General features: G+C 62.3%; 24 protein-coding genes. 7 read left to right on the top strand and 17 right to left on the bottom strand.

Features of this window, described 5'->3' with window-relative positions; translation table 11 throughout:
• Positions 1 to 29: 29 nt before the first annotated feature.
• From NCT03_RS16775 to NCT03_RS16725, 11 genes are all read right to left on the bottom strand, one after another.
• Positions 30 to 479, bottom strand: coding sequence for a PaaI family thioesterase (locus NCT03_RS16775; RefSeq protein WP_250493200.1), 450 nt, complete (start codon positions 477 to 479; stop codon positions 30 to 32).
• Complete coding sequence (locus tag NCT03_RS16770) at positions 476 to 1936, bottom strand: efflux transporter outer membrane subunit (RefSeq protein WP_250493199.1); 1461 nt, start codon at positions 1934 to 1936, stop codon at positions 476 to 478. Before NCT03_RS16770 ends, NCT03_RS16775 begins: the two co-directional genes overlap by 4 nt.
• A 12-nt stretch (positions 1937 to 1948) precedes the next feature.
• Positions 1949 to 3523: a DHA2 family efflux MFS transporter permease subunit gene (locus NCT03_RS16765; protein WP_244828642.1), complete on the bottom strand. Its 1575-nt coding sequence runs from the start codon at positions 3521 to 3523 to the stop codon at positions 1949 to 1951.
• 4 nt (positions 3524 to 3527) lie between these two features.
• A complete protein-coding gene (locus NCT03_RS16760) occupies positions 3528 to 4616 on the bottom strand; it encodes an HlyD family secretion protein (RefSeq protein WP_250493198.1) in 1089 nt (362 codons plus the stop codon).
• 150 nt (positions 4617 to 4766) lie between these two features.
• Entirely contained in the window at positions 4767 to 5687 is a 921-nt protein-coding gene (locus NCT03_RS16755; protein ID WP_250493197.1) for a LysR family transcriptional regulator, read from the bottom strand.
• Positions 5688 to 5703: 16 nt separating this feature from the next.
• Positions 5704 to 6909: an ABC transporter substrate-binding protein gene (locus NCT03_RS16750; protein WP_250493196.1), complete on the bottom strand. Its 1206-nt coding sequence runs from the start codon at positions 6907 to 6909 to the stop codon at positions 5704 to 5706.
• 30 nt (positions 6910 to 6939) lie between these two features.
• A complete protein-coding gene (locus NCT03_RS16745) occupies positions 6940 to 7659 on the bottom strand; it encodes an ABC transporter ATP-binding protein (RefSeq protein ID WP_244828646.1) in 720 nt (239 codons plus the stop codon).
• Positions 7656 to 8402: an ABC transporter ATP-binding protein gene (locus tag NCT03_RS16740; protein WP_244828647.1), complete on the bottom strand. Its 747-nt coding sequence runs from the start codon at positions 8400 to 8402 to the stop codon at positions 7656 to 7658. Before NCT03_RS16740 ends, NCT03_RS16745 begins: the two co-directional genes overlap by 4 nt.
• Complete coding sequence (locus tag NCT03_RS16735; protein WP_250466631.1) at positions 8399 to 10276, bottom strand: ABC transporter permease; 1878 nt, start codon at positions 10274 to 10276, stop codon at positions 8399 to 8401. Before NCT03_RS16735 ends, NCT03_RS16740 begins: the two co-directional genes overlap by 4 nt.
• 173 nt (positions 10277 to 10449) lie before the next feature.
• Positions 10450 to 11349 carry a LysR family transcriptional regulator gene (locus NCT03_RS16730; RefSeq protein ID WP_244828650.1) on the bottom strand — a complete coding sequence of 300 codons (900 nt, stop codon included), beginning with the start codon at positions 11347 to 11349 and terminating at the stop codon, positions 10450 to 10452.
• Positions 11350 to 11434: 85 nt separating this feature from the next.
• The gene (locus tag NCT03_RS16725) at positions 11435 to 12397 is read right to left on the bottom strand and encodes a 2-hydroxyacid dehydrogenase (protein WP_250493195.1); all 963 of its coding nucleotides are present in this window, start codon (positions 12395 to 12397) and stop codon (positions 11435 to 11437) included.
• 419 nt (positions 12398 to 12816) lie between these two features.
• Between NCT03_RS16725 and NCT03_RS16720 the strand changes: the two genes are divergently transcribed.
• Entirely contained in the window at positions 12817 to 14196 is a 1380-nt protein-coding gene (locus tag NCT03_RS16720; protein WP_250493194.1) for an MFS transporter, read from the top strand.
• 56 nt (positions 14197 to 14252) lie between these two features.
• On the opposite strand, the gene NCT03_RS16715 is transcribed toward NCT03_RS16720, so the two are convergent.
• Positions 14253 to 14888 carry a TetR/AcrR family transcriptional regulator gene (locus NCT03_RS16715; protein WP_244828656.1) on the bottom strand — a complete coding sequence of 212 codons (636 nt, stop codon included), beginning with the start codon at positions 14886 to 14888 and terminating at the stop codon, positions 14253 to 14255.
• Between the two features lie 150 nt (positions 14889 to 15038).
• Between NCT03_RS16715 and NCT03_RS16710 the strand changes: the two genes are divergently transcribed.
• The 4 genes from NCT03_RS16710 (at position 15039) to folE (ending at position 16946) form a co-directional block, all read left to right on the top strand.
• Complete coding sequence (locus NCT03_RS16710; RefSeq protein WP_250493193.1) at positions 15039 to 15461, top strand: YybH family protein; 423 nt, start codon at positions 15039 to 15041, stop codon at positions 15459 to 15461.
• Between the two features lie 37 nt (positions 15462 to 15498).
• Complete coding sequence (locus tag NCT03_RS16705) at positions 15499 to 15954, top strand: VOC family protein (RefSeq protein WP_250493192.1); 456 nt, start codon at positions 15499 to 15501, stop codon at positions 15952 to 15954.
• 49 nt (positions 15955 to 16003) lie between these two features.
• Positions 16004 to 16222 (top strand): hypothetical protein, encoded by a 219-nt coding sequence (locus tag NCT03_RS16700; RefSeq protein WP_250493191.1) that lies wholly within the window; start codon positions 16004 to 16006, stop codon positions 16220 to 16222.
• A gap of 73 nt (positions 16223 to 16295) precedes the next feature.
• Positions 16296 to 16946 carry a GTP cyclohydrolase I FolE gene (gene folE, locus NCT03_RS16695; RefSeq protein ID WP_244828667.1) on the top strand — a complete coding sequence of 217 codons (651 nt, stop codon included), beginning with the start codon at positions 16296 to 16298 and terminating at the stop codon, positions 16944 to 16946.
• A 5-nt stretch (positions 16947 to 16951) separates the two neighbouring features.
• Here folE and epsC read toward each other — a convergent pair whose 3' ends face one another.
• Together epsC and NCT03_RS16685 are read right to left on the bottom strand one after the other, a co-directional pair.
• Positions 16952 to 17932 (bottom strand): serine O-acetyltransferase EpsC, encoded by a 981-nt coding sequence (gene epsC / locus NCT03_RS16690; protein ID WP_250466620.1) that lies wholly within the window; start codon positions 17930 to 17932, stop codon positions 16952 to 16954.
• Between the two features lie 97 nt (positions 17933 to 18029).
• Positions 18030 to 18263 carry a DUF6566 family protein gene (locus NCT03_RS16685; RefSeq protein WP_244828671.1) on the bottom strand — a complete coding sequence of 78 codons (234 nt, stop codon included), beginning with the start codon at positions 18261 to 18263 and terminating at the stop codon, positions 18030 to 18032.
• A 280-nt stretch (positions 18264 to 18543) separates the two neighbouring features.
• Between NCT03_RS16685 and NCT03_RS16680 the strand changes: the two genes are divergently transcribed.
• On the top strand, positions 18544 to 19161 hold the full coding sequence (locus tag NCT03_RS16680) for a DUF3005 domain-containing protein (RefSeq protein WP_250493190.1): 618 nt from the start codon (positions 18544 to 18546) through the stop codon (positions 19159 to 19161).
• A 60-nt stretch (positions 19162 to 19221) separates the two neighbouring features.
• Here the strand turns inward: NCT03_RS16680 and NCT03_RS16675 are convergent, their stop codons facing one another.
• On the bottom strand, positions 19222 to 19374 hold the full coding sequence (locus NCT03_RS16675; RefSeq protein WP_244828674.1) for a hypothetical protein: 153 nt from the start codon (positions 19372 to 19374) through the stop codon (positions 19222 to 19224).
• Positions 19375 to 19559: 185 nt separating this feature from the next.
• Between NCT03_RS16675 and NCT03_RS16670 the strand changes: the two genes are divergently transcribed.
• Positions 19560 to 20018 (top strand): hypothetical protein, encoded by a 459-nt coding sequence (locus NCT03_RS16670; protein ID WP_250493189.1) that lies wholly within the window; start codon positions 19560 to 19562, stop codon positions 20016 to 20018.
• Between the two features lie 98 nt (positions 20019 to 20116).
• Here the strand turns inward: NCT03_RS16670 and NCT03_RS16665 are convergent, their stop codons facing one another.
• Positions 20117 to 21055: an SMP-30/gluconolactonase/LRE family protein gene (locus NCT03_RS16665; protein WP_250493188.1), complete on the bottom strand. Its 939-nt coding sequence runs from the start codon at positions 21053 to 21055 to the stop codon at positions 20117 to 20119.
• Between the two features lie 32 nt (positions 21056 to 21087).
• Complete coding sequence (locus NCT03_RS16660; RefSeq protein WP_250493187.1) at positions 21088 to 22674, bottom strand: aldehyde dehydrogenase (NADP(+)); 1587 nt, start codon at positions 22672 to 22674, stop codon at positions 21088 to 21090.
• Positions 22675 to 22814 lie beyond the last annotated feature (140 nt).

The raw sequence follows: 22814 nt of genomic DNA, 5'->3' as shown, positions 1-22814 counted from the left end.
GCATCCCGATTCGAGGATGCCGGGCCTTCTCACCGTTCGATGACCAGCAGCGTCGATGTCGCCGAAGCCAACAACCTTCCGCTCGCGTCCTTGAGCGTCGCTTCGGCAAACGCCGCGCGCCGCCCCATCGTCAGCACGCGTCCTTCGGCGCGCACTACACCGGAATCGCGCGTCACGGCCTTGTGATAGGCAACTTTCAACTCGAGCGTCGTATAGGCCTGTGTCGCGGTCAGACACGAATGCACCGCGCATCCACATGCCGAATCGAGCAAGGTGGCCGCGTATCCGCCATGCACCGTGCCGATCGGGTTATACGCATGATCGCCCGGTATGCCTTCGAACACGGCCCTGCCCGCTTCCACTTCCACGAAGTCGAGCCTGAGCGACTCGAATATGCCGGGCTTGCGGCCGCTAGCGATCAGCCGGCGCAATTGAGCGAGGCCGTCGAGGCCGGGTGCGCTTTCGTCGATCAAGCTCATTTCGTGTTCTCCTTGAGACTCGCTGTCTTGATGGGATCGTCATCGTTAGTCACGCTCCAGCCGCCGCCGAGCGACCGATACAGCGCCACCGCCGCGAGCGCGTGCTCGCGCTTTGCCTGGTTCAGCGCATCGGCGTCGCGCAGATAGGACTGTTGGGCATCGAGCACATCCAGAAAGCTTGCCGCGCCTCCCTTGTAGAGCTGCGTCGAAAGCGTAAGCGACTGCCCCGATGCACCGAGCGCGTCGGTCAATCTCGCGCTCTGCTCGGTCGTGCTGACGAGGTCGCTGCGCGTATCTTCCACGTCCTTGAGCGCTTCGAGCAGGGTCTGCCGCAAATGCAGTTCCGACTCGCGCATCCTGCTCTCGTTCTGTTCGATCTCGGCCGTGATACGCCCCGCGTTGAAGATCGGACTCGTGGCGTTGAGCGCGGCCGAAAACAGGTTGTCGGTGAGCGTCGGCAAGCCGAGATAAGACGATGCAAGCAAGCCATCCGACAAGCGCAGCGAGAACTTCGGATAGCGCTCCGCGCGCGCCACGCCCACTTCCGCCGCGCGTTGCTGAAGCGTCGCGTAGGCCACCAGCACATCGGGTCGACGCAGCAGCGCTTCGGAAGGCAGCAATTGCGGCGCGCCATCGGCAGGGACGGGAATCACGGGCGATGCGCCGGGATTGGCGAGCATCAGTTGGTCGATGGACTCCGGCGTGCGGCCCGAATACACGGCAATAAGGCTCAACTGATGCTGAATGGTCGACTGCGTGCGCGGCATGCGCGATTGCAGATCACTGAGCTGATTCTGCGCGCGCGCCACGTCGAGTTTCGTCGACAAGCCGAATTGCAGGCGGCGTTGCGTGAGCTTCAGCGCGCGTTCGCGGATCGCCTCGTTGTCTTGCAGAATCTTGAGTTCGGCCTGCGCCCAACGTAAATCGACGTAAGCAGCGGCCGTATCGGCAGCGAGGGCAAGACGCAGTTGATCCGACGCGTGTTCGCGGCCGACCAGTTGCGCCTGCGCCGCCAGCAATTCGAGCCGCTCGCCGCCGAACACATCCGGCGTCCAGCTCAGTGCGAGACCGACGCCCGCCTGACGCACATAGCCAAGCGGCGGCGGCGTGTTCTGGCGCGTATCGGACGCCGTGGCGTTCGCGTCGAGTTGCGGCAGCAAGGCAGCGCGGCGTTGCGTGGTGAGCGCCTCGGCCTGCTTCACGCGCTCCACTGCGGCCTGGAGGTCGAGATTGCCGTTCAGCACCGACGCGACGAGTTCATGCATCACCGGGTCGTTGAACTGATTCCACCATGCGGCTGGATCGGCGGTATTGGCGGGCACGTCCACGTTCCAATCGACAGGAGCCGTCGTCTGAACCGTCGCCGGAAGATCGGCGTGCGTCGCGGGTTGCACGGCGCAAGCACTCAACGCGCTGAACGCGCTCAAGGCCAGTAATTCGATGAGGAGCTTCTTCATGGTCGTATTCACTCAATGCGCATCGGACGAAGGTGGCGCGCTTGCAATCGGCTTCGAAAAAATCACGCTGACGATACCGACGAGAAAGCACAGCGCGAGCAGATAGAAGCAGTCGGCGAAAGTCAGGACGAGTGCTTCGCGAAACACGAGCGCATGCAGCGAAGCGAGCCCGGCTTGCGATGCATCGAGCGCATCGCCGGCGGCGGCGGCGAGATGCGCGGAACTGCGCGAGAGCATCTGCTCGATGACAGGCCGGCCAACGGTCACGCTCTCGCTCAGCCGCAGATAGTGCAGATTCAGCCTGTCGTTGAGCATGGTCGCACTCACTGCAATGCCGATCGCGCCGCCCAGATTACGCATCAGATTGAACAGTCCGCTCGCCGATTTGAGCCGCGACTGTGGCAACGACCCGAGCGCCATCGTCACGATGGGCGGCACCGCGAACTGTTGCCCGATGCCGCGCAACGCCTGCGGTAGAAGCAGTTCCTGCCAGCCCCAGTCATGCGTGAGCGGCGTATAGAGAAAGCATCCCGCGCCGAAGCAGATGAGCCCGAAAACCAGCAAGATGCGCATGTCGAAGAAGCGCGTGGCGAACGCGTAAGCCCCGAGCGCGATCAACTGAAAGCAGCCGACGGAAAGCAGCGCGAGACCCGTCTGCAACGAGTCGAAGCCGCGCACGCGGCTCAGGAACACGGGCGTCAGAAACACTGACACGAAGATGCCGATGCCCGTTACGAATGAGAGCAGACTGCCGATTGCGAAGTTGCGAACCGCGAGCGCGCGCAGATCGACAATCGGTTCTTTCGCGGTGAACGCATGCACGAGGAACAGGAAACCGCAGATCGCCGAAATCCAGGTGCAGGCCACGATTACGTTGTCGCCGAACCAGTTCTTGCGCGGCCCTTCTTCGAGCACGTATTCCAGACAGCCGAGGAAGCCGGACATCAGCGCGATGCCGACGTAATCGCCCTTCTTGAGCAGCGAAAGATCGGGCGAATCGATATGCACGTATTTCGGCACCAGCACCGCGACCACGATTCCCGGCACGACGTTCAGATAGAAGAGCCAGTGCCATGACCATTGATCGGTGATCCACCCGCCGATCACCGGTCCGATTGCAGGCGCGAGCGAGGCCAGCGCGCCAATAGTTGTCGATGCAATCAGTCGCTGTTTGCCGGGGAACAGCACGAAGGCGGTCGTGAACACGGTCGGGATCATCGCGGCGCCGAGCGCGCCCTGCATGCCGCGAAAGAGGATCATCGAATTGATGTCCCACGCCATGCCGCACAACATGCTCGTGATGGTGAAGCCCACCGCGGATGCCACGAATAGCCAGCGCGTGGAGAACACTTTCGAGAGCCAGCCCGACATCGGAATGACGAGAATCTCCGCGATCAGATACGACGTCTGCACCCACGAAAGCTCGTCCTGACTCGCCGATAAACCGCCGCCGATATCCTTGAGCGATGACGCGACGATCTGAATATCGAGCGTCGCCATGAAAAAGCCGAGGCACATCAGCGCGAACGCGAGCACGCGCTGACGCGTGGGCTGACTTGCCGGGTCCAAGGGAGCGGTCTGTGTCATCGTCTTATCCGCGCGATTTGTCGAGATGAACCTTCACCGTCGCGGAAAGGCCGGGCCGCAACACGTGCTCCATGCCTTTCGGTACGTCCAGACGAATGCGCACCGGCACACGCTGAACGATCTTGGTAAAGTTGCCGGTGGCGTTTTCGGCGGGAAGCACGCTGAAGGTCGCGCCCGTGGCCGGCGCGAGACTTTCGATGTGACCCGTCAGCGGCACGCTCGATGCGTCGAGGTTCACATCGGCTTCATCGCCGGCGCGCATTTTCTTGAGCTGGTCTTCCTTGAAGTTGGCGTCGACCCAGAGGCCCGTGGCGGGCACCACGGTCAACAACGATGTCCCGACGTTCGCGAGCACGCCGACGCGCGCCGTGCGATTTCCCACGTAGCCATCGACAGGCGAACGGATCGTCGTGTATTCGACGTTGAGTTCGGCCACGCGCCGCGCGGCTTCGGCGGTCTGCACGCGCGCTTGCGCGTCTGCAATCTGCGCTTCGATCACCGTCAACTGGCGTTTTGCCGCGACGAGCGATGCGCCGCTCCGATCCATCGCCGCTTGCGCCTTGAGATAGTCGGCATCGGCGCGTTCGACGATCTGGTTCGACACCGCGTCGTCCTTGACGAGTTCCCGATAACGCGAACGGTCGGACGTGCTGCGCGACAATTCCGCCGACGAAGCACGCACTTCCGCCTGCTGCTGGTTGATGACCGCCGCCTGCAACGCGTCCTTGGCGCGCAGTTCATCGACCGCGGCCCGCGCGCTCGACACTTCCGCGTTCGCTTGCGCCAGGCGGGCGTCGTAGTCGCGCGCATCGAGGCGAATCAGCACCTGGCCTGCCTTCACCGGCTGATTGTCCGTGACGAGCACATCCGTCACGAAGCCGTTGACCTTCGGGGCGAGCACAGTGACATCGCCGCCGACGTAAGCGTCGTCGGTGGTCTGCACGAAGCGCAGCACGAGCGCCCAGTACGCCGCAGCCGCAATCACGATGATCGCGACAAGTCCTAGCGAGAGCAGCATCCACGATATCCGGCGCGGCTTCGCGGCCGCTGCGGGCGAAGTGGCCGAAGGAAGATTGGTCGATGGAGTCGTCATTTGCGAGTCGTTGTGCATATGCACGAAAGTGAACGAAGTAGCGCGCGTTTCGAGCCGCGCATGATGACTCGAAAGACTATATGTGCATATGCACCCGGTCAACCTGCGCGGCCGACATGAGTGAATAACGCGGAGAGAAAGAATCGGGGATCAGGCGTGCGGGCGGGCTGTTGCGCTTTGGTCCGAGCAGAAACGCACCGCATGTTCGACGAAGGCGCGCACCTTAGCGGGCAAGAGCGTACGCGTGCTGAAGGCAAGCTTGAATTCGATGGCGCCATCGACGAGTTCGTAGGCATCGAGTAACGTCACGAGCCGGCCGGCTTGCACTTCCTCGTGCACGAGCGCGACAGGCAACATGCCGATGCCGAAGCCTTCCATCACCATCGCGCGATTGAAGACGGCGCTGTTCGACGAGGTGTCGTAACGCAGCGGCACGATCACGTCCTCGCCGCCGATTCTAAACGTCAGCGCCGGTTTGCGGATGGACGCGGACATCGGCACGAAGTCGTGATCGATGAGTTCGGATGGATGACGCGGCGCCGGATGAGCCGCAAGATACGTGGGACTGGCGACGAGCGCAAGCGGAATGGTTTCGAGCAGACGCGTGACCACGGTATCGCTCGACAACATGAACGGCATGACGATACCCAGATCGTAGCCTTCGCCGACGAGATCGACGGGACGCTCGGTCAGCGTCACATCGAGCCGCACTTGCGGATGCTCGCGTCTGAAGCTCGCGATCAGCGGGACATAGCGGCTCATCATCACCGTGGTGTGCGCGACGAGCCGCAAGAGGCCTGTCGCCTCGCTCGCGCGATTGGAGGCGCGTTCCTCCATTGCCTGAAGCTCGTCGAGAAGCCGCGAGCAGTCGGTGAAGAAGCGCTCGGCGGTTTCGGTCAGCGATATCTGCCGCGTCGTGCGATTGAAAAGCCTGCTGCCCAGGCGCTGCTCCAGACCCGCGATCGCGCGCGAAACGACCGGCGGCGACAAGCCGAGAATATCCGCCGCGCGCGCGAAGCTGCGCGCCTCCACTACCGTGCGAAAGATCTTCAGGCTTGTCAGGTAGTCCATTTTTAATGTCGATGCGTCAGTCGGCGGGCCGCAGTTTCTTCACTTCGTCGTCGGATGGCTGCACGCTCGCGCCGTCGATATAACGATACGACGTCATCACGCCCTTGCCGTCCTTGAGTGCGGTGACGCCGACATACGCGCCCATCGTCGATTGATTGTCCTGCTTGCGGTAGGTGATCGGTCCGAACGGCGAATCGACGCCAAGGCCCTTGAAGGCGGCCGCGAGCTTGTCGGGATCGGTGGAACCGGCTTTCTTCAGGCCGTTGGCAAGCGACATCATCGCGGTATAACCGACCACGGAACCGAGCCGCGGATAGTCGTGATACTTCGCCTCGTAGGCCGCGACGAACTTCTTGTTGGCGGGGGTATCAATTGAATACCACGGGTAGCCCGTCACCACCCAACCGACCGGCGCTTCAGCGCCCAACGGATCGAGATAATCAGGCTCGCCCGTCAGCAACGACACCACCGCGCGATCCTTGAACAAGCCACGCGTATTGCCTTCGCGCACGAACTTGCCGAGGTCGGCGCTAAAGAGCACGTTGAAGATGGCGTCGGGCCTGGCGTCGGCGAGCGCTTGCGTCACCGCGCCGGCATCCACCTTGCCGAGCGGCGTCGCTTGTTCGGCGACGAACTCCACATCCGGCTGCGCGGCCTTGAGCAGACGCTTGAAGGTCGCCACGGCCGATTGTCCGTACTCGTAATTCGGATACACCAGCGCCCAGCGCTTTTTCTTGAGCTTCGCGGCTTCGGGCACGAGCATCGCCACTTGCATATAGGTCGATGGCCGCAGCCGATACGTGTACTTGTTGCCATCTTGCCAGACGATCTTGTCCGTCAAGGGCTCGGCGGCGAGGAAGAAAATGCGCCGCTGCTTGGCGAAGTCCGAGAGCGCGAGGCCAGTGTTGGACAAGTAGCCGCCGAAGAGCAGTTGCACCTGTTCGCGCGCGATGAGTTCCTGCGCGACGCGCACCGTATCGCCCGGATTACCGTTGTCGTCGCGCGAGACGACTTCGAGCTTGTTGCCGTTGATGCCGCCCGCCGCGTTGATCTCGTCGAGCGCCAGATTCCAGCCGTTCTTGTACGGCATGAGAAACGCAGGCTGCGCCTTGTAGCTATTGATCTCGCCGATGCGAATGGTGTCGGCGTGCGCGCCGAGGGTCACGCTCATGGCGGCGGAAGTCAGGGTCAGGCGAATCAGCGTGCCTGCTCGGGTAATCATCAAGCGTTCTCCTTTGGTCGATTCGTTCCGTCAGACGCCGAGCAAGTCGCGTCGCGCGGTGCCGTCGCGCACGAAATCGCGCATCGCGCCCGCATAGCGCACTTGCCCTTTCTCCAGCACATACGCGCGGTCGCAGACGCGTTCCGCGAAGTTCAGATTCTGCTCGGACAGCAGGATCGACAAGCCCTCGCGCTTCAGTTCGAGGATCATGTCGGCCATTTGCCGCACGATCACCGGCGCAACGCCTTCCGATGGCTCGTCGAGCAACACGAGGCGCGGATTGCCCATCAGTGTGCGCGAAACCGTGAGCATCTGCTGCTCGCCGCCGCTCATGCGGCTGCCGCGCCGCTCGCGCATCTCGCCAAGGTTCGGAAATACGCGAAAGAGCTTGTCCGGCGTCCACTGCGGCGCACCTTCGCGCGGCGGCTGGCGTCCCGTGTCGAGATTTTCCATCACCGTGAGATCGCCGAACACGCGCCGGTCTTCCGGCACGTAGCCAAGCCCCATGCGCGCGATACGGTAAGGCGCCATGCCCGCAATGTCCTCGCCCATGAAGCGAATGGTGCCCGATGTCCGCGCGAGCATGCCCATGACCGCTTTCATCGTCGTGGATTTGCCCGCGCCGTTACGGCCCATCAACGCGACGACTTCGCCGCGCCCCACTTCGAAGCCGACATCGAACAGAATCTGCGCGCGGCCATAGTATGCGTTCAAAGCCTCGACCTTGAGGAGCGCGTTCGATCGACTCATTCGCTGCCCTCCCCGAGATAGACTTCGCGCACGCGCGGATCGTCGCGTACGGTGCGCGCGTCGCCTGCCGCGATCAGCTTGCCGCGCGCCAGCACGATCAACCGGTCCGCATATTCGAACACCACGTCCATGCTGTGCTCCGTGAACAGCACGCCGATATCGCGCTCCCTTGCAAGCCGCGCCGTCAACGCCATTAGCGCGTGACGCTCTTGCGGCGCCATGCCTGCGGTGGGCTCATCCATTAACAGCAGCTTCGGTCGATTCGCAAGCGCGATCGCCAGTTCGACGCGTTTCACATCGCCATACGCCAAGACCGCGCAACTACGGTTCGCGTGCGACGTCATGCCGACGAGTTCGAGCAGTGCGAGCGCTTCATCCTCGCGCCACGCGGCCACGCGCGCAAACGGATTGAACACGCGACGCTCACGCGATAACAACGCCATTTGCACGTTTTCGAGCACCGTCATCGAATTGAACGTGGCGGCAATCTGAAACGTGCGCCCGACGCCCAGCCGCCAGATATCGCGCGGACGCTTGCCCGCGATCTCGTGACCGTCGAAACGGATCGATCCCGACGAAGGCTTCAACTGCCCGTTGATCATGTTGAAGCACGTCGACTTGCCCGCGCCATTCGGCCCGATGAGCGCAAGCAACTGGCCCGCCGCGAGATCGAACGACACGCTATCGACAGCCTTGACGCCGTCGAACGATTTCGAAAGATGCTCGATGCGCAAGAGCGTCATTGCGCTTTCCCGAAACGTTCGCGCGCAAAGCCCACGATGCCCTGCGGAAACGCGATCACGAGCAGCAGGATCACGCCGCCGAGCAGCGCCTGCCAGTAGTCGGTCTGACGCGCGACGGTGTCCTGCAGCCACGTGAAGAGCGCGGCGCCGACGACAGGCCCGGATAGCGTCTGTATGCCGCCGAGCAGGACCATGACGAGACCATCGACGGATCGGGAGACGCTGATCGCATCCGGCGAGATATTGCCTTTGGAAAAGGCATAGAGCGATCCGGCGAGACCGCACACGAGCGCCGCGACGACGAACGCCATCCATTGAACGCGCATGACGTCGATGCCGATTGCTTCCGCACGCAACGGCGAATCGCGGCCGGCGCGCATGGCGAGGCCGAGCGGCGCGAACAGCATGCGCCTCAACAGCCATACGCCGATGATCGCGAACCCGAGCGTCAAATAGTAAAACGCAACCGGCGACGCCAGCCACGCCGCTGGCCAGATACCGAGCACACCATTGCTGCCGCCGGTGACTTCATCCCATTGGTACACGACGGACCACACGATCTGCGCGAACGCGAGCGTGAGCATGGCGAGATAGACGCCAGACAAGCGCACGCAGAACCAGCCGAACACGAGCGCGCCGACGCCTGCCATGAGCGGGCCGAGCACGAGCGACACTTCCATCGGCCACGAAAAGAGCTTCAGGAAAAGCGCCGCGCCATAGGCGCCTAAGCCGAAATAAGCCGCGTGCCCGAACGAATGCATGCCGCCCGGTCCCATGATGAAATGCAGGCTCGCGGCGAACAACACGGCGATAAAGATTTCGACGAGCAACACGGGCATGTAGGGAAACGCGCCAGCGGCGAGCGGCGCAAGCGCCAGCAAGACGATGACGCCCGCTGCTGCGATTTTCAGGCGGCGCGTGGCGGGACGAAGCGGCGTATCGGCGGGCGCGGCAGTGCGCGCGATGGCTTGCGGACGGCCGAAGAGTCCCCACGGACGCAACACGAGCACCACGGCCATCACGACGAACTCCGCGACGAGCGTGAACTTCGACAGGGAAAAGTCGATACCGCCGAGCGACACATGCCCAATGCCAATGCATAGCGCCTTGATCTCCGCAATCAGCAAGGCAGCGACGAACGCGCCGGGTATCGAACCCATGCCGCCCACGACCACCACGACGAACGCGTTGCCGATAGTCTCCAGATCGAGCGAGAGATTCGCCGACATGCGCGGCACTTGCAGCGCGCCGCCCAGCCCCGCGAGAAACGCGCCCGCGAAAAAGACACCGGTGAAAAGCCACGCCTGATTCACGCCGAGCGCGCCGAGCATCTCGCGGTCGGCGCTTGCTGCGCGCACGAGCGTGCCCCAGCGCGTGCGCGTCAGCGCCCACCACAACACCGCGAGCACGAGCGGGCCGATGCACATCAGCGCGATGTCATACGAAGGCAACGCGTGACCGAGCAATTGCACGGCGCCCGCGAGATGCGGCGCGCGCGGACCGAACAGGTCTTCGGGGCCCCAGAGATAGAGCGCGGCATCGCGAAAGATCAAAACCAGCGCAAAGGTTGCGAGCAGGTGGAACAACTCGGGCGCGCGATAGATGCGCCTCAACACGCCGACTTCGATCAGCGCGCCAAGCACGCCGATGACGAGCGCCGCCGCCAGCACCGACATCCAGAAGCCCGCGACGCTCTGTCCGAAGCGGCTCGTCAGGCTGTACGCGACGTACACGCCGAGCATGTAGAGCGAGCCGTGCGCGAAGTTGACGATGCGCGTCACCCCGAATATCAGCGATAAACCCGAGGCGACGAGAAAGAGCGCGGAGGCATCGGCGAGACCGTTGACGAGTTGGACGAGCAAGTTGGCGAGCATCGGGCGCGGTCGGGAGTCGGCTTGAATCGGGCTGAGTCGTGCGTTGGGCAAGCGAGCCGTCATTATCGATGAAATGCACGCTTCAGCCTTATTGCATCAAAAAGCGGGGCGCGGGAAACCGGTTCGAGCGCTGCTTTTGAAGCTCGCATGGGCGCTTGGGGCGCAAGCGTCGATCAGTCCTGCACCCGGCTCGCGAAGTGATCCGCGGCCATGAGTCTGAAGGCCGTCACAGCGGGATTATCCTGATCCACGCGCCATGCCATGCTCATTTCCGCCTGCACGTGATTGTTGGCGATATGCCTGAACTCGACGTTGTCGTAATGAAAGCGCTGCGCCGACGCCGGCAGGATGCTAAGACCAAGCCCCGCGCGCACGAGCGAGAGAATGGTGGGCGTCTGGTCGATATATTGCGTGAAATGCGGGTTCACTTCTTCCCTCGCGAGCATGCCCATGATGCGGTCGCAAAAGTATTTGCCGTGAACCGGCGAGTGCATGATGAACGGCTCTTGATCGAGTTGCGGCAGGGCGATCTCGTCGTAAGCGCATAGCTCGTGACCGGCGGGCAGCGCGACGATCAGCGGCTCCTTGTCGATGAGCAGAAATTCGAGCTGTTGCCGCGAAGGCAAGGGCCGCAGAAAGCCGAGGTCGATGGTATTGGCCGCGAAGGCCTCGATCTGCGCGACGGAAACGAGTTCGAGCAGGACGACATCGATATCGGGCAGCGCGTGCTTGGCCGCGACGAGCAGTTGCGGAATCAACTCGTAGCCGGCTGCGCCCGTGAAGCCGAGCCGCACGCGTCCCGTCTTGCCCTTGCTCGCGCGCCGCACCGTGCTTTCCGCTTGCTCGGAGAGATTGAGGAGGCGCGCGGCATCGGCAAGGAAGACGCGCCCTTCCGGCGTCAGCTTGACCGTGCGGCCAACGCGTTCGAACAACATGACGCCGAGATTCTCTTCAAGCAGATGAATCTGCCTGGAAAGCGGCGGCTGCGTCATGTTGAGCAGCGCAGCCGCACGCCTGAAGTTCAGTTCCGTCGCGGCGGCGACGAAGCAACGCACTTGTCCGAGATCGAGCATGCGGAATCGACTTTGACGAAATAGCCGATCATTATAGGTCGAGGCTCGCGAGTGGCTCCTGCGTTGCTTTACGGCCGTTCATGCATCAGGTCGTCAGGCTGCCTTCGGGACGCAGCCCGGCAAGCGCCTGCGCGATGCTCGACAGCACCATCTCGCCCATGGCCGTGCGCGATTCCACCGTCGCGCTCGCGCGATGCGCCTGCAACACCACGCGGTCCATGCCGAAGAGTTCGGCGGGCACGTTGGGTTCATCGACGAATACGTCGAGACCCGCGCCCGCGATCACGCCGCCCTGCAACGCCTGCACGAGATCGCTTTCCACCACGAGCTTGCCGCGCGCGATGTTGATGAGATAGCCGTCGCGGCCCAGGGCGTCCAACACGGCTGCATCGACGATGCCTTGCGCTTTATCGGCGGCTGCGGCAAGCACGAGGATGTCGCTGTCGCGCGCGAGTTGGAGCAGGTCGGGCACAAAGCGATGCGCAATGTCGTCCATGGCGCGTACATCGGTATAGGCGACAGGACAGCCGAACGCCGCGGCGCGCACGGCGATGGCGCGCCCGACCTTGCCCATGCCGACGATACCCACGCGCTTGCCGCTGAAACGGCGTGACAGCGGAATCGCAGCGGGGCTCGGGTTTTCAGGCCACTTGCCGGCCTTCACGAAGTCGTTGCCCGGACAGATTTCACGCAACACCGTGAGAATCAGGCCAATGGCGAGATCCGCGACGTCCTCGGTCAAGGCGCCGAAGGTGGCCGTGACCGGAATGCCGCGCGAACGGGCGTACGCGAGATCGACGGCATCGGTGCCAACGCCATTGACCGCGATCACCTTGAGCGCGGGCAGTTTGTCGACGAGATCGTTGGAGATGCCCGTATGGCCGCCCGTGATGACGCCTTCGATCGCAGCGCCATGCTCGCGGATATACGCGTCCTTATCGTCCACCTGAAAGAGACGATGCATGATGTAGAGCGACTCCAGCGTCTCGTTGATCGCGGGAACGAGGATGGGGTTCAGTTGCAGAATGCTCGGCTTCGTCGGCTTCAATTGGGTGGCTCCTTTGGGTCGTGTCTCGCCTGCCATGCGCCAGGCCGCGATGTCGACGGATCATGTCGCCTTTTGCATGGCGCGTCCAATCCCAAAGCGCTATCAACTGATACCGTTATTGGCGTGCTCTCAAAGGTATCGCTCGATCGATTCAATCCGGGAATCAGGTAATAGCAATAAAAGATTGGACGCCCAAAATCACCACCCCGACAATGGGTTCACCGGCAGGAACACCATAAAAAAGCCTTGCATACAGATCGGAGACACAGCTTGAAAACACGCCGCTTCTTTTCCCCTTCTGCATCGCATTCCACCCAGTCGGTCCATCTCGGCGGCAACGCGCGCTGAAATTCATCTGTTGCAGCATCGCGCGGAAAAGGCGTCGAAGCGCTGAAGCCGTATGAACCGGAGGAAGACGAATGAACAATGCTGACAGCGTCGCGGGCGCGGCGAAAGCAGAACCGATCGCGGAGAAGCGAACCAGCCATCGCTGGGTAGTGATGGGCCTGATCTTCTGCATCTGGGCCATCGCGTGCGCGGACCGCGCCAACTTCGGCTTCGCTTTGCCGTATCTCAAGAAGGAATATCACATCTCCAATTCGGAAGCGGGGATGATCGTCAGTCTCTTTTCCTTCGCTTACGGTTTCGTGCAGATTCCGGTTGGCCTGCTCTACAAACGGCTCAGTGAACGCACCACGGGCATTCTGTTTTCCGTCTTCATGCTGCTGACATCGGTCTTCACGGGCTTGATGGGAACGACGTCCTCGGTATTGCTTCTGATGACGTATCGCGTGGGTCTGGGACTTTCGGAAGGGCCGCTCGGCATTGGCTGCACGAACGTCATCAACCGCTGGTTTCCGACGCGCGAAAAAGGCACGGCGGCAGGACTCTGGATCGCCGCATCGAAGCTCGGACCGTTGATCGTGCCTTCGGTGTGCATCATCGTGATCCAGCTCTGGGGCTGGCGCGAGATCTTCTACGTGTTCGCCATTCCCGGCATTCTGTTCGCCATTGCATGGATGTTCCTGGTCACGAATTCGCCGAGCGAAAACCGCTTCTGCTCACCTGCGGAACGCCGCTATATTCTCGATGAATCCGCCACCGATGGCTCGACCGGCAAGCTTGTGCGCCGTGGCGAAATGGAGCCCATGCCCTGGCTCGACGGCATCAATCGCACGAAGCGCGTGGCGCCGCTGGAAACGGTCGGGCAAGTGTTCCGCTCGTGGAATATCTTCGGCATTGCGCTGGGCTATGGCTGCATGATCGGCATCAGCAACATCTTCATCTCGTGGATCCCCACGTATCTCGTCACCGTGAAGGGTTTTGCCTCGGTGAAGATGGGCTTTCTCGCTTCGGCGCCGTTCATCGGCGCGGTGGCGGGCAACATGCTCGGCGGCCTGATCTCCGACCGTCTGCTCGGCGGCCGCCGCAAGCCAATGATGATGCTCGGCGCGCTCGGCACCATGCTCATGATGTTCGCGCTCATCGACGCGCCGGACAGCGTGGTCTATCTCGGCGCAGCGTTGATTCTCTCGGGCCTCATGCTCGGCATCGGCTTCGCGGGATACTCGGCGTATCCCATGGGACTTGCAAGCAAGGCGACGTATCCGACTGCATTCGGTATCGTCAATTCGCTCGGGCAGATAGGCGGCGCGTGCGCACCGCTCGCGGTGGGCTTCCTGCTCGACAGCTATAGCTGGACCAGTGTGTTCCTTTACATGCTCGGGACGTCGCTGCTCTGTTTGCTGCTGTTGTTCAGCGTGGTCGAGCCTGCGTCCGGAAAGATAGAACGAGTTTAACCAGCGTTCGCTTCTGCCAAGGGCCGCGATTGTCTCGCGGCCTTTTTTCATGGCGATTACAAACCGTTCTCCACCATCGTGAGCAAGCGCTCGGCAAGCGGTTCGATGGCTTTGCCGGGCAATCCCTGCAACGGCCCTTCGATCAGCAAGAGCGCGAAGCCATGCACCGCGCTCCACGCGAGATACTCGGCTTCTGGCCGGCTTGACGGATCGAGCGCGCCGGCATCCACCATCTCATCGAGTGCGCGGCTCAGCAACTGAAAGGGATCGAGCCCGCCCGGCCCCACGCCATACGAGGCTTCATGCTCGCCCCACTCGGTTGGCGGCGCGGTGAACGCGGTGCGAAAGAGACCCGTCTCGGTCTGCGCGAAACGCAGATAACCCACGCCGACCGCGCGTAGCCCCGCCTTCGCGGCATCGGCACGCTTGCGCTTTTTCGGCCGCGCGGCGAGTTCTTCCTCCATTGCTTGCGCGACCGCCGATAACGCCGCGGAACGCACGGCCGTCAACAACTCCTGCCTGCTTCCGAAGTGACGATACGCGGCGTTCGGCACCACGCCCGCGCGCCGCGTGACTTCGCGCAGCACGATGGCGTCCGGCCCGCCGTCGCGTGCGAGCGCAATGCCGGCATCGATCATTGCGCGGCGCAAATCGCCATGTCGATACGTGCTGCGCGGCTTGGCTTTTGTCATTTTTATAAGCGAGGCTTTACCTATGTGGACACTGTCCATTATCTCTGCTATTTTTTGTGGACGGTGTACACAAACAAAAATATCGCCTGAAGCAAAGGCTGTGTCGTTGCATTGTCACGACTCAGGTTCAACGTCATCGAGGAGAAGGTCATGGTCGCCAAGAACGAACGTGCGCAAGATGAAGCACGCATCCGTGAACTCACGGAATCGTGGCGTCAGGCCGTGCTTGCAAAAGACGCTGCTGCGCTGGTGACTCATTACGCGGTGGATGTCGTCGTGTTCGATGTCGTGCCGCCTGCATCCTTCAAAGGCGTCGAGCTGTATCGCGAGCATTGGCAGCGCTGGTTCGACAGCATCAGCGGCCCGCTCGTGTTCGAGGTGCGCGATCTGCACGTGGCGGTCAGCGGCGATCTCGCGTTCGCGCATGCGGTGAATCGCGTGGCCGCGGGCGGGCGCGACGACGTCGTGCGTGCAACCGTGTGCTTCAGAAGAATCGACGGCGACTGGCGCGTCGTGCACGAACACGCGTCGGTGCCATTGACAATGGACATGGACCCCGACGAGTCCCAGTAATTCACCTGGCAACTCACGCATTACTCAAGGAGCAGACATGCAAGTGCAACCCTATTTGTTCTTCGAAGGCCGCTGCGAAGAAGCGATCACGTTTTATCGCGAGAGTCTCGGCGCACAAGTGCTGATGATGATGCGCTTTCGCGACAACCCTGACGCCGGCAAATCCGGTGGCGGCAACCAGGCCGCGAGCGGTTGCGGCATGCCGCCCGGATCGGAAGACAAGGTCATGCATGTGGCCTTTACAGTGGGCCAGTCCATGCTGATGGCGTCCGACGGCATGTGCAGCGGCAAGCCGAATTTCCAGGGCGTGTCGCTGTCCATTTCCACGGAGGACGAGCAGGAAGCCGAAAAGTTCTTCCACGCACTATCGGACGGCGGACAGGTGCAGATGCCACTCACGCAGACGTTCTTCGCCAAGCGCTTCGGCATGGTGCAGGACAAGTTCGGCGTGTCGTGGATGGTGGTTGGCGGCGCGGAAAACAAACCCGCTTAGGTATAGCTCTTGCGCGCTTCTGGTCGTAACTTAATCGAGGAGAAGCGCCATGACTAATGCAGGCAGCAACAATTACGCGGGACGTTCGCAAGATGAGCGCATCGAGCAGCGCAAGGGCGAGAAGCAGCCTGCGCAGGAGCAACCGGGCGGCCATCTGGCCGAACCGGGCACCGAGCCTGACAAGGACAACAGTAGCGGCACGCTCACCGAAGACGGCAAGCAAGTCTGGCGGACGGGCTCAGGCATCGACGGTGGAGGAAAGACCTGACCCCTGATAGGGTCCGAAAACATGGAACAATACAGGGGTGCTATCCGCACTTTCGATGTGAAAGGAGCTAATAATGAGCGCCCCGCGCAAAACCCATTTTTCCGATTCGGACATCCACGCTAAACCGGCCGATCGTCCGTCCCGCGAGGAAGCCGAAGCCGCCGTGCGCGTTCTCTTGCGCTGGGCGGGCGACGACCCGCGTCGCGAAGGCCTGCTCGACACCCCGGCGCGTGTCGTGCGGTCGTATGAAGAGTTCTTCGCCGGCTATCAGCAAGACCCCCATGAAATCCTTGCCCGCACTTTTTCCGAAGTGCAGGGCTACGACGAGATGATCGTCCTGAAGGACATCCGCTTCGAGAGCTATTGCGAGCATCACATGGTGCCGATCATCGGGCGGGCGCACGTCGCGTATCTGCCCCGAGAACGCGTGGTCGGCATTTCCAAGCTCGCGCGTCTGGTCGACGCCTTCGCCAAGCGCCTTCAGATTCAAGAGAAGATGACCGCGCAGATTGCCGATACGCTCAACGAAGTGCTGCAACCGCTCGGTGTCGGCGTGATTCTGGAAGCCGCGCATCAATGCATGTCGACGCGCGGCGTGCACAAGGCGGGCGTGTCGATGGTTACATCGCGCATGCTTGGCTCGTTCCGCGACGACCCATCGACGCGGCGTGAGTTCTTGTCTATCGTCGGCACTCAAAGCGTGTTCAACGTCTCGAACACTTAGAGCTATCAAGCGCCGTAACCGTTGCCCGGTGAATCGGCGCCGCTGCCTTCGCGGATCTTGCCCTGCGAAACGCTGCTGCCCGGCGGCACGCTGTGCGTGAGCCAAACGTTGCCGCCGATTACCGAGCCCTTGCCGATGACCACGCGCCCGAGAATGGTCGCGCCCGCGTAGATCACGACATCGTCCTCGACAACCGGATGCCGCGCGTTGCCTTTCACGAGCACGCCGTCGCTGCTGGAGGGAAAGCTCTTTGCGCCCAGCGTCACGGCCTGATACACGCGCACATGCCGGCCGATCACGGCCGTTTCGCCGATCACCACGCCCGTGCCGTGATCGATGAAGAAGCTCGGCCCGATGGTCGCGCCCGGATGAATGTCGATACCCGTCAGCGAATGCGCGATCTCATTGATGAAGCGCGCGAGCAGCGGCACGCCCAACCGATGCAACGCATGCGCGAGCCGGTGATGCGTCATCGCCCAGATGCCGGGATAGCACAGCAGAATCTCGGTGATGTGCTGCGCGGCGGGGTCGCCCGTGAAGGCAGCCTGAATGTCGCTGACGAGCAGCGCGCGAATCTCCGGCAACTGCGAGCCGAACTCGCGCGCAATGGCGAACGCTTGCGCCGTGACCTCCGCTTCGCCCGTCTCACGATGCTCGGGCAAGAAGCGCAGCGCGCGGCGAATCTGCTCATGCAAGAGACGCAGGGTGGTTTCCAGCGTCTGGCCGACATAGTAGTCGACGCTTTCATCGGTCAGATCGGGCGCGCCGTAGTGCGTGGGAAAGAGCGCGGAGCGCAGGCCGTTGACGATCCTCACGATCGCCTCGCGCGAAGGCAACTCACGTATGCCAAGCGGATGCCGCGTGCGATGCAGTTCCTCGCGCGATTGGCGTAAGTCAGCGACGATGCGCGACAAACCCCATTCGTGGGGCGCGTGAGTGGAAGAATCGGATGGCGCTGCCTGCTCGGGTAAGGACTTGTTCTGCATGTCTTCTGGGCTGGCGTTCGGAGGCCACGCAGCGGCGGCGGATGAACACTAAGCGTAAACGGTTTTGCGCAAGCGTGCTGCGTGTCCGGCCCGCGGATTAGACTGTAACGTGACTTGCGTCAATCCATCGGACGGCCCAATCGCGGCCGTGCGCGATGGCTTCCCCCTCGTTGCGAAATCGCAAGTCCGCAGGGAAGAAACGGTTCGCAACGAGCTCGCCGTCGCTGGACCGCGAGATCACGACGTACGGCTGATAATTGCCATCCCCCGTCCTGGCTGGCGCACAGTTGAGTAGATAGCCTCGATGTGAAAAGGCTGCATCTTGTTGCATGAGTCACCTGTGTGAAGTGCCCTGCTCGTTCGTATGACTTGCTCAACCAGCAGCCGTACTGGACACGCCCTCCTTGTTGCTCGCGTCCCGCATTCGCGCTTTGCTGCCAGCAGGTTCCAAATAATACTTGCAGGAAATCCGCTTGGCATTGAAAAAAAAGCCTTAAAAATTCGATGACGATTGAGTGTCCCGCCTGCAAGGGCTTGAGTTCCGTCGCCAAATTTCCGGAACAAGTCTTGCGTGAGGGAAAACGGTTTAGCCAGTTCCCAAGGAGCAGGAAATGAATAACGCCGAATCCAACGAGTCGCAAGACAAGCAAGCCGATCGCGCCGCCGACAGCCCGATCAAGACGCCGAGCGCAGAGACTGCGCGCGTGAACATGAGCGATGCAAAGAAGGCCGAGTCCGGCCGCGAGGCGCATGCGGGCGCGGGTGCGGGCGCGAAGCAGGAAAGCGCGAGCCACGCCGACCGCAATATCGGACCGCTCGGCACGCCGGAGTCGCGGCCTCGCGGCATCGACGTCGCCAACGACGAGACCCTCGACGACACCGTCGATGCCGATGGCAAGAACATTCAGGCGAAGCGCTATGAGCAGATGCAGGCCACCGATCCGGATGCCGTCATCAATTCGAACGCGACGCATGCCAACCATGTCGCCGAGCAAGGCGACGGCTTTGGCGGATTCGACAGCCGGCCGGGTCGCAACGGGATATTGCTGGCGCTAGATCGCGGTTACCGCGTGATCGACCGCGGGATGGTGCCGCCAAGCATTCGCGCCGTCGAGGAAAATCAGGTTTACGTGAGCCGCGACGCGCATGGCAACACCTTGCGTGGCCGTAAGCATTACGCCCTGAATCACATGCGGCCTTCGCGGCTATTCGAAATCGACAAGTCGTAACGTAGCGCGACGCCACGCTGGCGTCACGCTACTAAAAGCCACGCGCGAAGCGTGGCTTTTTTATTTCTTCTGATCTTTTTCTTCATCCGGCTCGATACGCGTGACGCCGCCGGTTGCTGGCGGGTCGCTTGCCGGGAAAGTATCTTCCACGGCTTTGTCGACGTCTTCCTCGTCGCGCTCGGAGTGAGGATTTTGCTCTTTCTGGTTGCTCATGTTCGGCTCCTGTCGTGGTGAAAGCTGATGTTCAGCGAGCAACGCGTGTTCCTCCGACGAACGTCAATCGCTCAGGCACGCCGTATGCTCATGTCATGCAACGAAAAAACGCCTGAGAACAGGCATGAGAACGACAGCGCGGATAACGCGTTAATCGACTGAAGCGCGACCAAGGGGAAGAACAAATGGCCACGATCGAAGCCTACGAAAGCTACGCGAGCGACACCGCCGCATCCGTCCCAACAGATAACACGCGTCCTCCTGAGCCGCGCACGGCGGCCGAACAGCGCTTCAGATCCGCGCTCGTGTGCCTTGGCGCGGCGTACGCGTTGTCATGGGCCGAACTCGCGCTAGCTATCGCGATTGGATTTCCCGGCGATGCGTCGAGTCATCCGCTTGCTGCGTCGATTGTCTCGCGCTTGCTTGTCGGCTTGCTCTATCTGTGCGTCGCCGCGCGACTGCAGTGGGCGCGCTGGATGACCGTCGCGCTCGGGTTCGTGTCGGTTATGTTCGTGGCGCCGACCATCGCCCTGCAATGGCATGCGTTGCCGACCGGCGCGGTCATTTGCGGTGCGGCGCTGGTGTGCAAGCTCGCGGCATCGCTCTATCTCGTCTCGCGGATGCCGCTGCGCGCTACAGCCTGAATCGCGTAGGCCCTGCCCTCGATGCCGGGACACGTTCAGGTTTTAAGAAAGCATCGGTTTGAACGCGCCGCGCTCACACACGGCGCATTCTGAATGGCTTAACCGCCTTTTACGCCCTGCGTATTCACATAAAGCGCGTACAAGCCGTGACTTGCCGCCATGAACAGCCGGTTGCGGTGCCTTCCCCCAAAACACACGTTCGCGCAACGCTCCGGCAAATCGATATGTCCGATCGCCTCGCCTTGCGGCGTGAAGACGCGCACGCCGTCGAGTTCCGCGTCGCCCATACCCCAGCCACACCACAGATTGCCATGGATATCCACGCGAAAGCCATCCGGCGTACCGCGTGCGGCGTCGATGACGAGGCGCGGTTCGCCTAGCTTCCGGCCGTCGTCGAGCACATCGAACGCGTGAATCGTGCGTGGCGACGAACGCGATTCGACGACATACAGCACCGACTCATCGGGCGAAAAAGCCAGCCCGTTCGGCCCGATGAAGCCATCGAACACAAGCGTGATCTCGCCGCTTTGGCCGTCGACGCGATACACCGCGGGCTTCAATTGCGCCGTCTGCTTTTCGCCTTCGTAATAGCCGTCGATGCCGAAAGGCGGATCGCTGAACCAGATCGAGCCGTCCGACTTCACGACCACATCGTTCGGCGAATTGAGCGGCTTGCCCTGGTATCGATCCGCGAGCACGGTGATCGAACCGTCGTACTCGGTGCGCGTCACGCGCCGCGTGAGATGCTCGCACGTGACGAGCCGCCCTTCGCGATCGCGCGTGTTGCCGTTGGCATTATTCGACGGCTTGCGGAATTCGCCGACCTGCCCGCTTTCTTCGTCCCAGCGCAGGATGCGGTTGTTCGGAATGTCGCTCCACAGCAGATAGCGGCCATCGCCGAACCAGACCGGGCCTTCCGACCATCGCGCGCCCTGATACAGACATTCCACCGACGCCGATGCCAGCCTCAACGCATTGAAGCGCGGGTCCAGCACGCGGACGGCAGGGTCGGGATAGCGGCGCTCGTTGCTTGTCATGCTTGGGGTCTCCTCGGTTTGGCTCAAGTGGATCAATTCGGTCCCAGCTCGCCATCGCGAAGGCGCCAGAGATTGAGCGGGTTGTCATCGGCAAGCGATTCGGGCAAGAGCGCTGCCGGCAAATCCTGATAGCAGACCGGCCGGAGGAATCGTTCGATTGCCATCGCGCCGACCGAAGTCGCACGGCTGTCGGAAGTCGCCGGGTACGGACCGCCGTGCACCATCGCATACGACACCTCGACGCCGGTCGGAAAGCCGTTCGCCAAAATGCGGCCCACTTTGCGTTCGAGCACGGGCATGAGCCGGCGCGCGAGATCGATGTCGTCGTTGTCCATCAGCAAGGTCGCGGTCAACTGGCCTTCCAAACGACGCGCGACGTCGATCATCTCGTCCTCGCCCTGACACACGACGATGATCGACGTGGGCCCGAAAATCTCGTCGGCGAGCTGCGGCACGGTCAAGAACTGCTCCGCCGTCACGCGATACAGCGCCGGCAACGCGCCGCCCTTGCCAGCTGCGCCACCTTCCTGCTTGCCCGTTGCAATGCGTTCCGCGCCCGTCGCGTCGCGTTCCTTCACGCCGTTCGCGTAGGCGTCGGCGATGCCCGCGGTCAGCATTGTCTGCGTGTCCTTCTTTTCGAGCGCGGCCGCCGCGTGATCGATGAAATCGTCGAGATCGGAATCCGCCAGCGCGATCACGAGGCCGGGATTCGTACAAAACTGGCCGACGCCCAATGTCACCGAATCGATATAGCCCGAAGCGAGCGTATCGCCGCGCTTGGCGAGCGCGCCCGGCAAAGCGAAGACCGGATTCACGCTGCTCATTTCGGCGAAAACGGGAATCGGCTCGGGGCGCTTCGCCGCGATGTTCACGAGCGCGAGGCCGCCGCGGCGCGAGCCCGTGAAACCAACCGATTTGATCGCGGGATGCGCCACCAGCGCCTCGCCGATGGCATTGCCCGCGCCGACCACCAGCGAGAACACGCCTTCGGGCAGGCCACTGTCGGCAACGGCTTTCTGGATCGCGCGTCCCACGAGTTCCGACGTGCCGAAATGAGCCGGATGCGACTTAACGACGACAGGACAGCCCGCCGCGAGCGCCGACGCCGTGTCGCCGCCCGCGACCGAGAACGCCAGCGGAAAATTGCTAGCGCCGAACACGGCAACCGGACCGACCGGAATCTTTTGCAAACGCAGATCGGAGCGCGGCAACGGCTTTCTGTCGGGTTGGGCGGAATCGAGCGTCGCGGCAAGCCATCGGCCTTCACGCACGAGCGACGCGAAGAGCCGCAGTTGTCCGACCGTGCGCGCGCGTTCGCCTTCGATTCGCGCCTTCGGCAACGCGGATTCCGCGTGCGCACGGTCGATCAGCGTATCGCCGAGCGCGATGATGTTGTCCGCGATCGCTTCGAGAAACTGCGCGCGGGTTTCCAGCGGCGCGAGACGATACGCGTCGAATGCGGCATCCGCGAGTTCGCAGGCACGCGCGACTTCGGCGTCGCCGCCACCGCCGAAGACGGGTTCGAGTTCGATGTCGCGTGCGGGATCGAAGGCGCGCAGCGTGGCGTCGGTGCCTCGTACGGCCGATGCGCCGATCAGCATTTCGCCGGTGATCTTCATGTCAGCTCCTTGTATCGATGAGGCCGGATGCGCCTTCTTTCACTAAATCCGAGGGCGCGCGGCAATGAACGTGTCGACGAACGGGCGCAGTAAGCGTGCCGCATGCGGCGCTGCGCGTCTTGATTCCAGTGACCGGCGAC

Source organism: Caballeronia sp. GAWG1-1 (assembly GCF_023631465.1).
Taxonomy (GTDB): Bacteria; Pseudomonadota; Gammaproteobacteria; order Burkholderiales; family Burkholderiaceae; genus Caballeronia.
Note: the sequence above shows the minus strand (reverse complement) of the source record. Positions and strands in the feature narration are given on the sequence as shown.

Excerpts from the sequence above, each read along its gene's own strand:
- NCT03_RS16775 (WP_250493200.1), bottom strand. The coding sequence starts at position 479 with ATGAGCTTGATCGACGAAAGCGCACCCGGCCTCGACGGCCTCGCTCAA.
- NCT03_RS16770 (WP_250493199.1), bottom strand. The coding sequence starts at position 1,936 with ATGAAGAAGCTCCTCATCGAATTACTGGCCTTGAGCGCGTTCAGCGCG.
- NCT03_RS16765 (WP_244828642.1), bottom strand. The coding sequence starts at position 3,523 with ATGACACAGACCGCTCCCTTGGACCCGGCAAGTCAGCCCACGCGTCAG.
- NCT03_RS16760 (WP_250493198.1), bottom strand. The coding sequence starts at position 4,616 with ATGACGACTCCATCGACCAATCTTCCTTCGGCCACTTCGCCCGCAGCG.
- NCT03_RS16755 (WP_250493197.1), bottom strand. The coding sequence starts at position 5,687 with ATGGACTACCTGACAAGCCTGAAGATCTTTCGCACGGTAGTGGAGGCG.
- NCT03_RS16750 (WP_250493196.1), bottom strand. The coding sequence starts at position 6,909 with ATGATTACCCGAGCAGGCACGCTGATTCGCCTGACCCTGACTTCCGCC.
- NCT03_RS16745 (WP_244828646.1), bottom strand. The coding sequence starts at position 7,659 with ATGAGTCGATCGAACGCGCTCCTCAAGGTCGAGGCTTTGAACGCATAC.
- NCT03_RS16740 (WP_244828647.1), bottom strand. The coding sequence starts at position 8,402 with ATGACGCTCTTGCGCATCGAGCATCTTTCGAAATCGTTCGACGGCGTC.
- NCT03_RS16735 (WP_250466631.1), bottom strand. The coding sequence starts at position 10,276 with ATGCTCGCCAACTTGCTCGTCCAACTCGTCAACGGTCTCGCCGATGCC.
- NCT03_RS16730 (WP_244828650.1), bottom strand. The coding sequence starts at position 11,349 with ATGCTCGATCTCGGACAAGTGCGTTGCTTCGTCGCCGCCGCGACGGAA.
- NCT03_RS16720 (WP_250493194.1), top strand. The coding sequence starts at position 12,817 with ATGAACAATGCTGACAGCGTCGCGGGCGCGGCGAAAGCAGAACCGATC.
- NCT03_RS16715 (WP_244828656.1), bottom strand. The coding sequence starts at position 14,888 with ATGACAAAAGCCAAGCCGCGCAGCACGTATCGACATGGCGATTTGCGC.
- NCT03_RS16710 (WP_250493193.1), top strand. The coding sequence starts at position 15,039 with ATGGTCGCCAAGAACGAACGTGCGCAAGATGAAGCACGCATCCGTGAA.
- NCT03_RS16705 (WP_250493192.1), top strand. The coding sequence starts at position 15,499 with ATGCAAGTGCAACCCTATTTGTTCTTCGAAGGCCGCTGCGAAGAAGCG.
- NCT03_RS16700 (WP_250493191.1), top strand. The coding sequence starts at position 16,004 with ATGACTAATGCAGGCAGCAACAATTACGCGGGACGTTCGCAAGATGAG.
- folE (WP_244828667.1), top strand. The coding sequence starts at position 16,296 with ATGAGCGCCCCGCGCAAAACCCATTTTTCCGATTCGGACATCCACGCT.
- epsC (WP_250466620.1), bottom strand. The coding sequence starts at position 17,932 with ATGCAGAACAAGTCCTTACCCGAGCAGGCAGCGCCATCCGATTCTTCC.
- NCT03_RS16685 (WP_244828671.1), bottom strand. The coding sequence starts at position 18,263 with ATGCAACAAGATGCAGCCTTTTCACATCGAGGCTATCTACTCAACTGT.
- NCT03_RS16680 (WP_250493190.1), top strand. The coding sequence starts at position 18,544 with ATGAATAACGCCGAATCCAACGAGTCGCAAGACAAGCAAGCCGATCGC.
- NCT03_RS16675 (WP_244828674.1), bottom strand. The coding sequence starts at position 19,374 with ATGAGCAACCAGAAAGAGCAAAATCCTCACTCCGAGCGCGACGAGGAA.
- NCT03_RS16670 (WP_250493189.1), top strand. The coding sequence starts at position 19,560 with ATGGCCACGATCGAAGCCTACGAAAGCTACGCGAGCGACACCGCCGCA.
- NCT03_RS16665 (WP_250493188.1), bottom strand. The coding sequence starts at position 21,055 with ATGACAAGCAACGAGCGCCGCTATCCCGACCCTGCCGTCCGCGTGCTG.
- NCT03_RS16660 (WP_250493187.1), bottom strand. The coding sequence starts at position 22,674 with ATGAAGATCACCGGCGAAATGCTGATCGGCGCATCGGCCGTACGAGGC.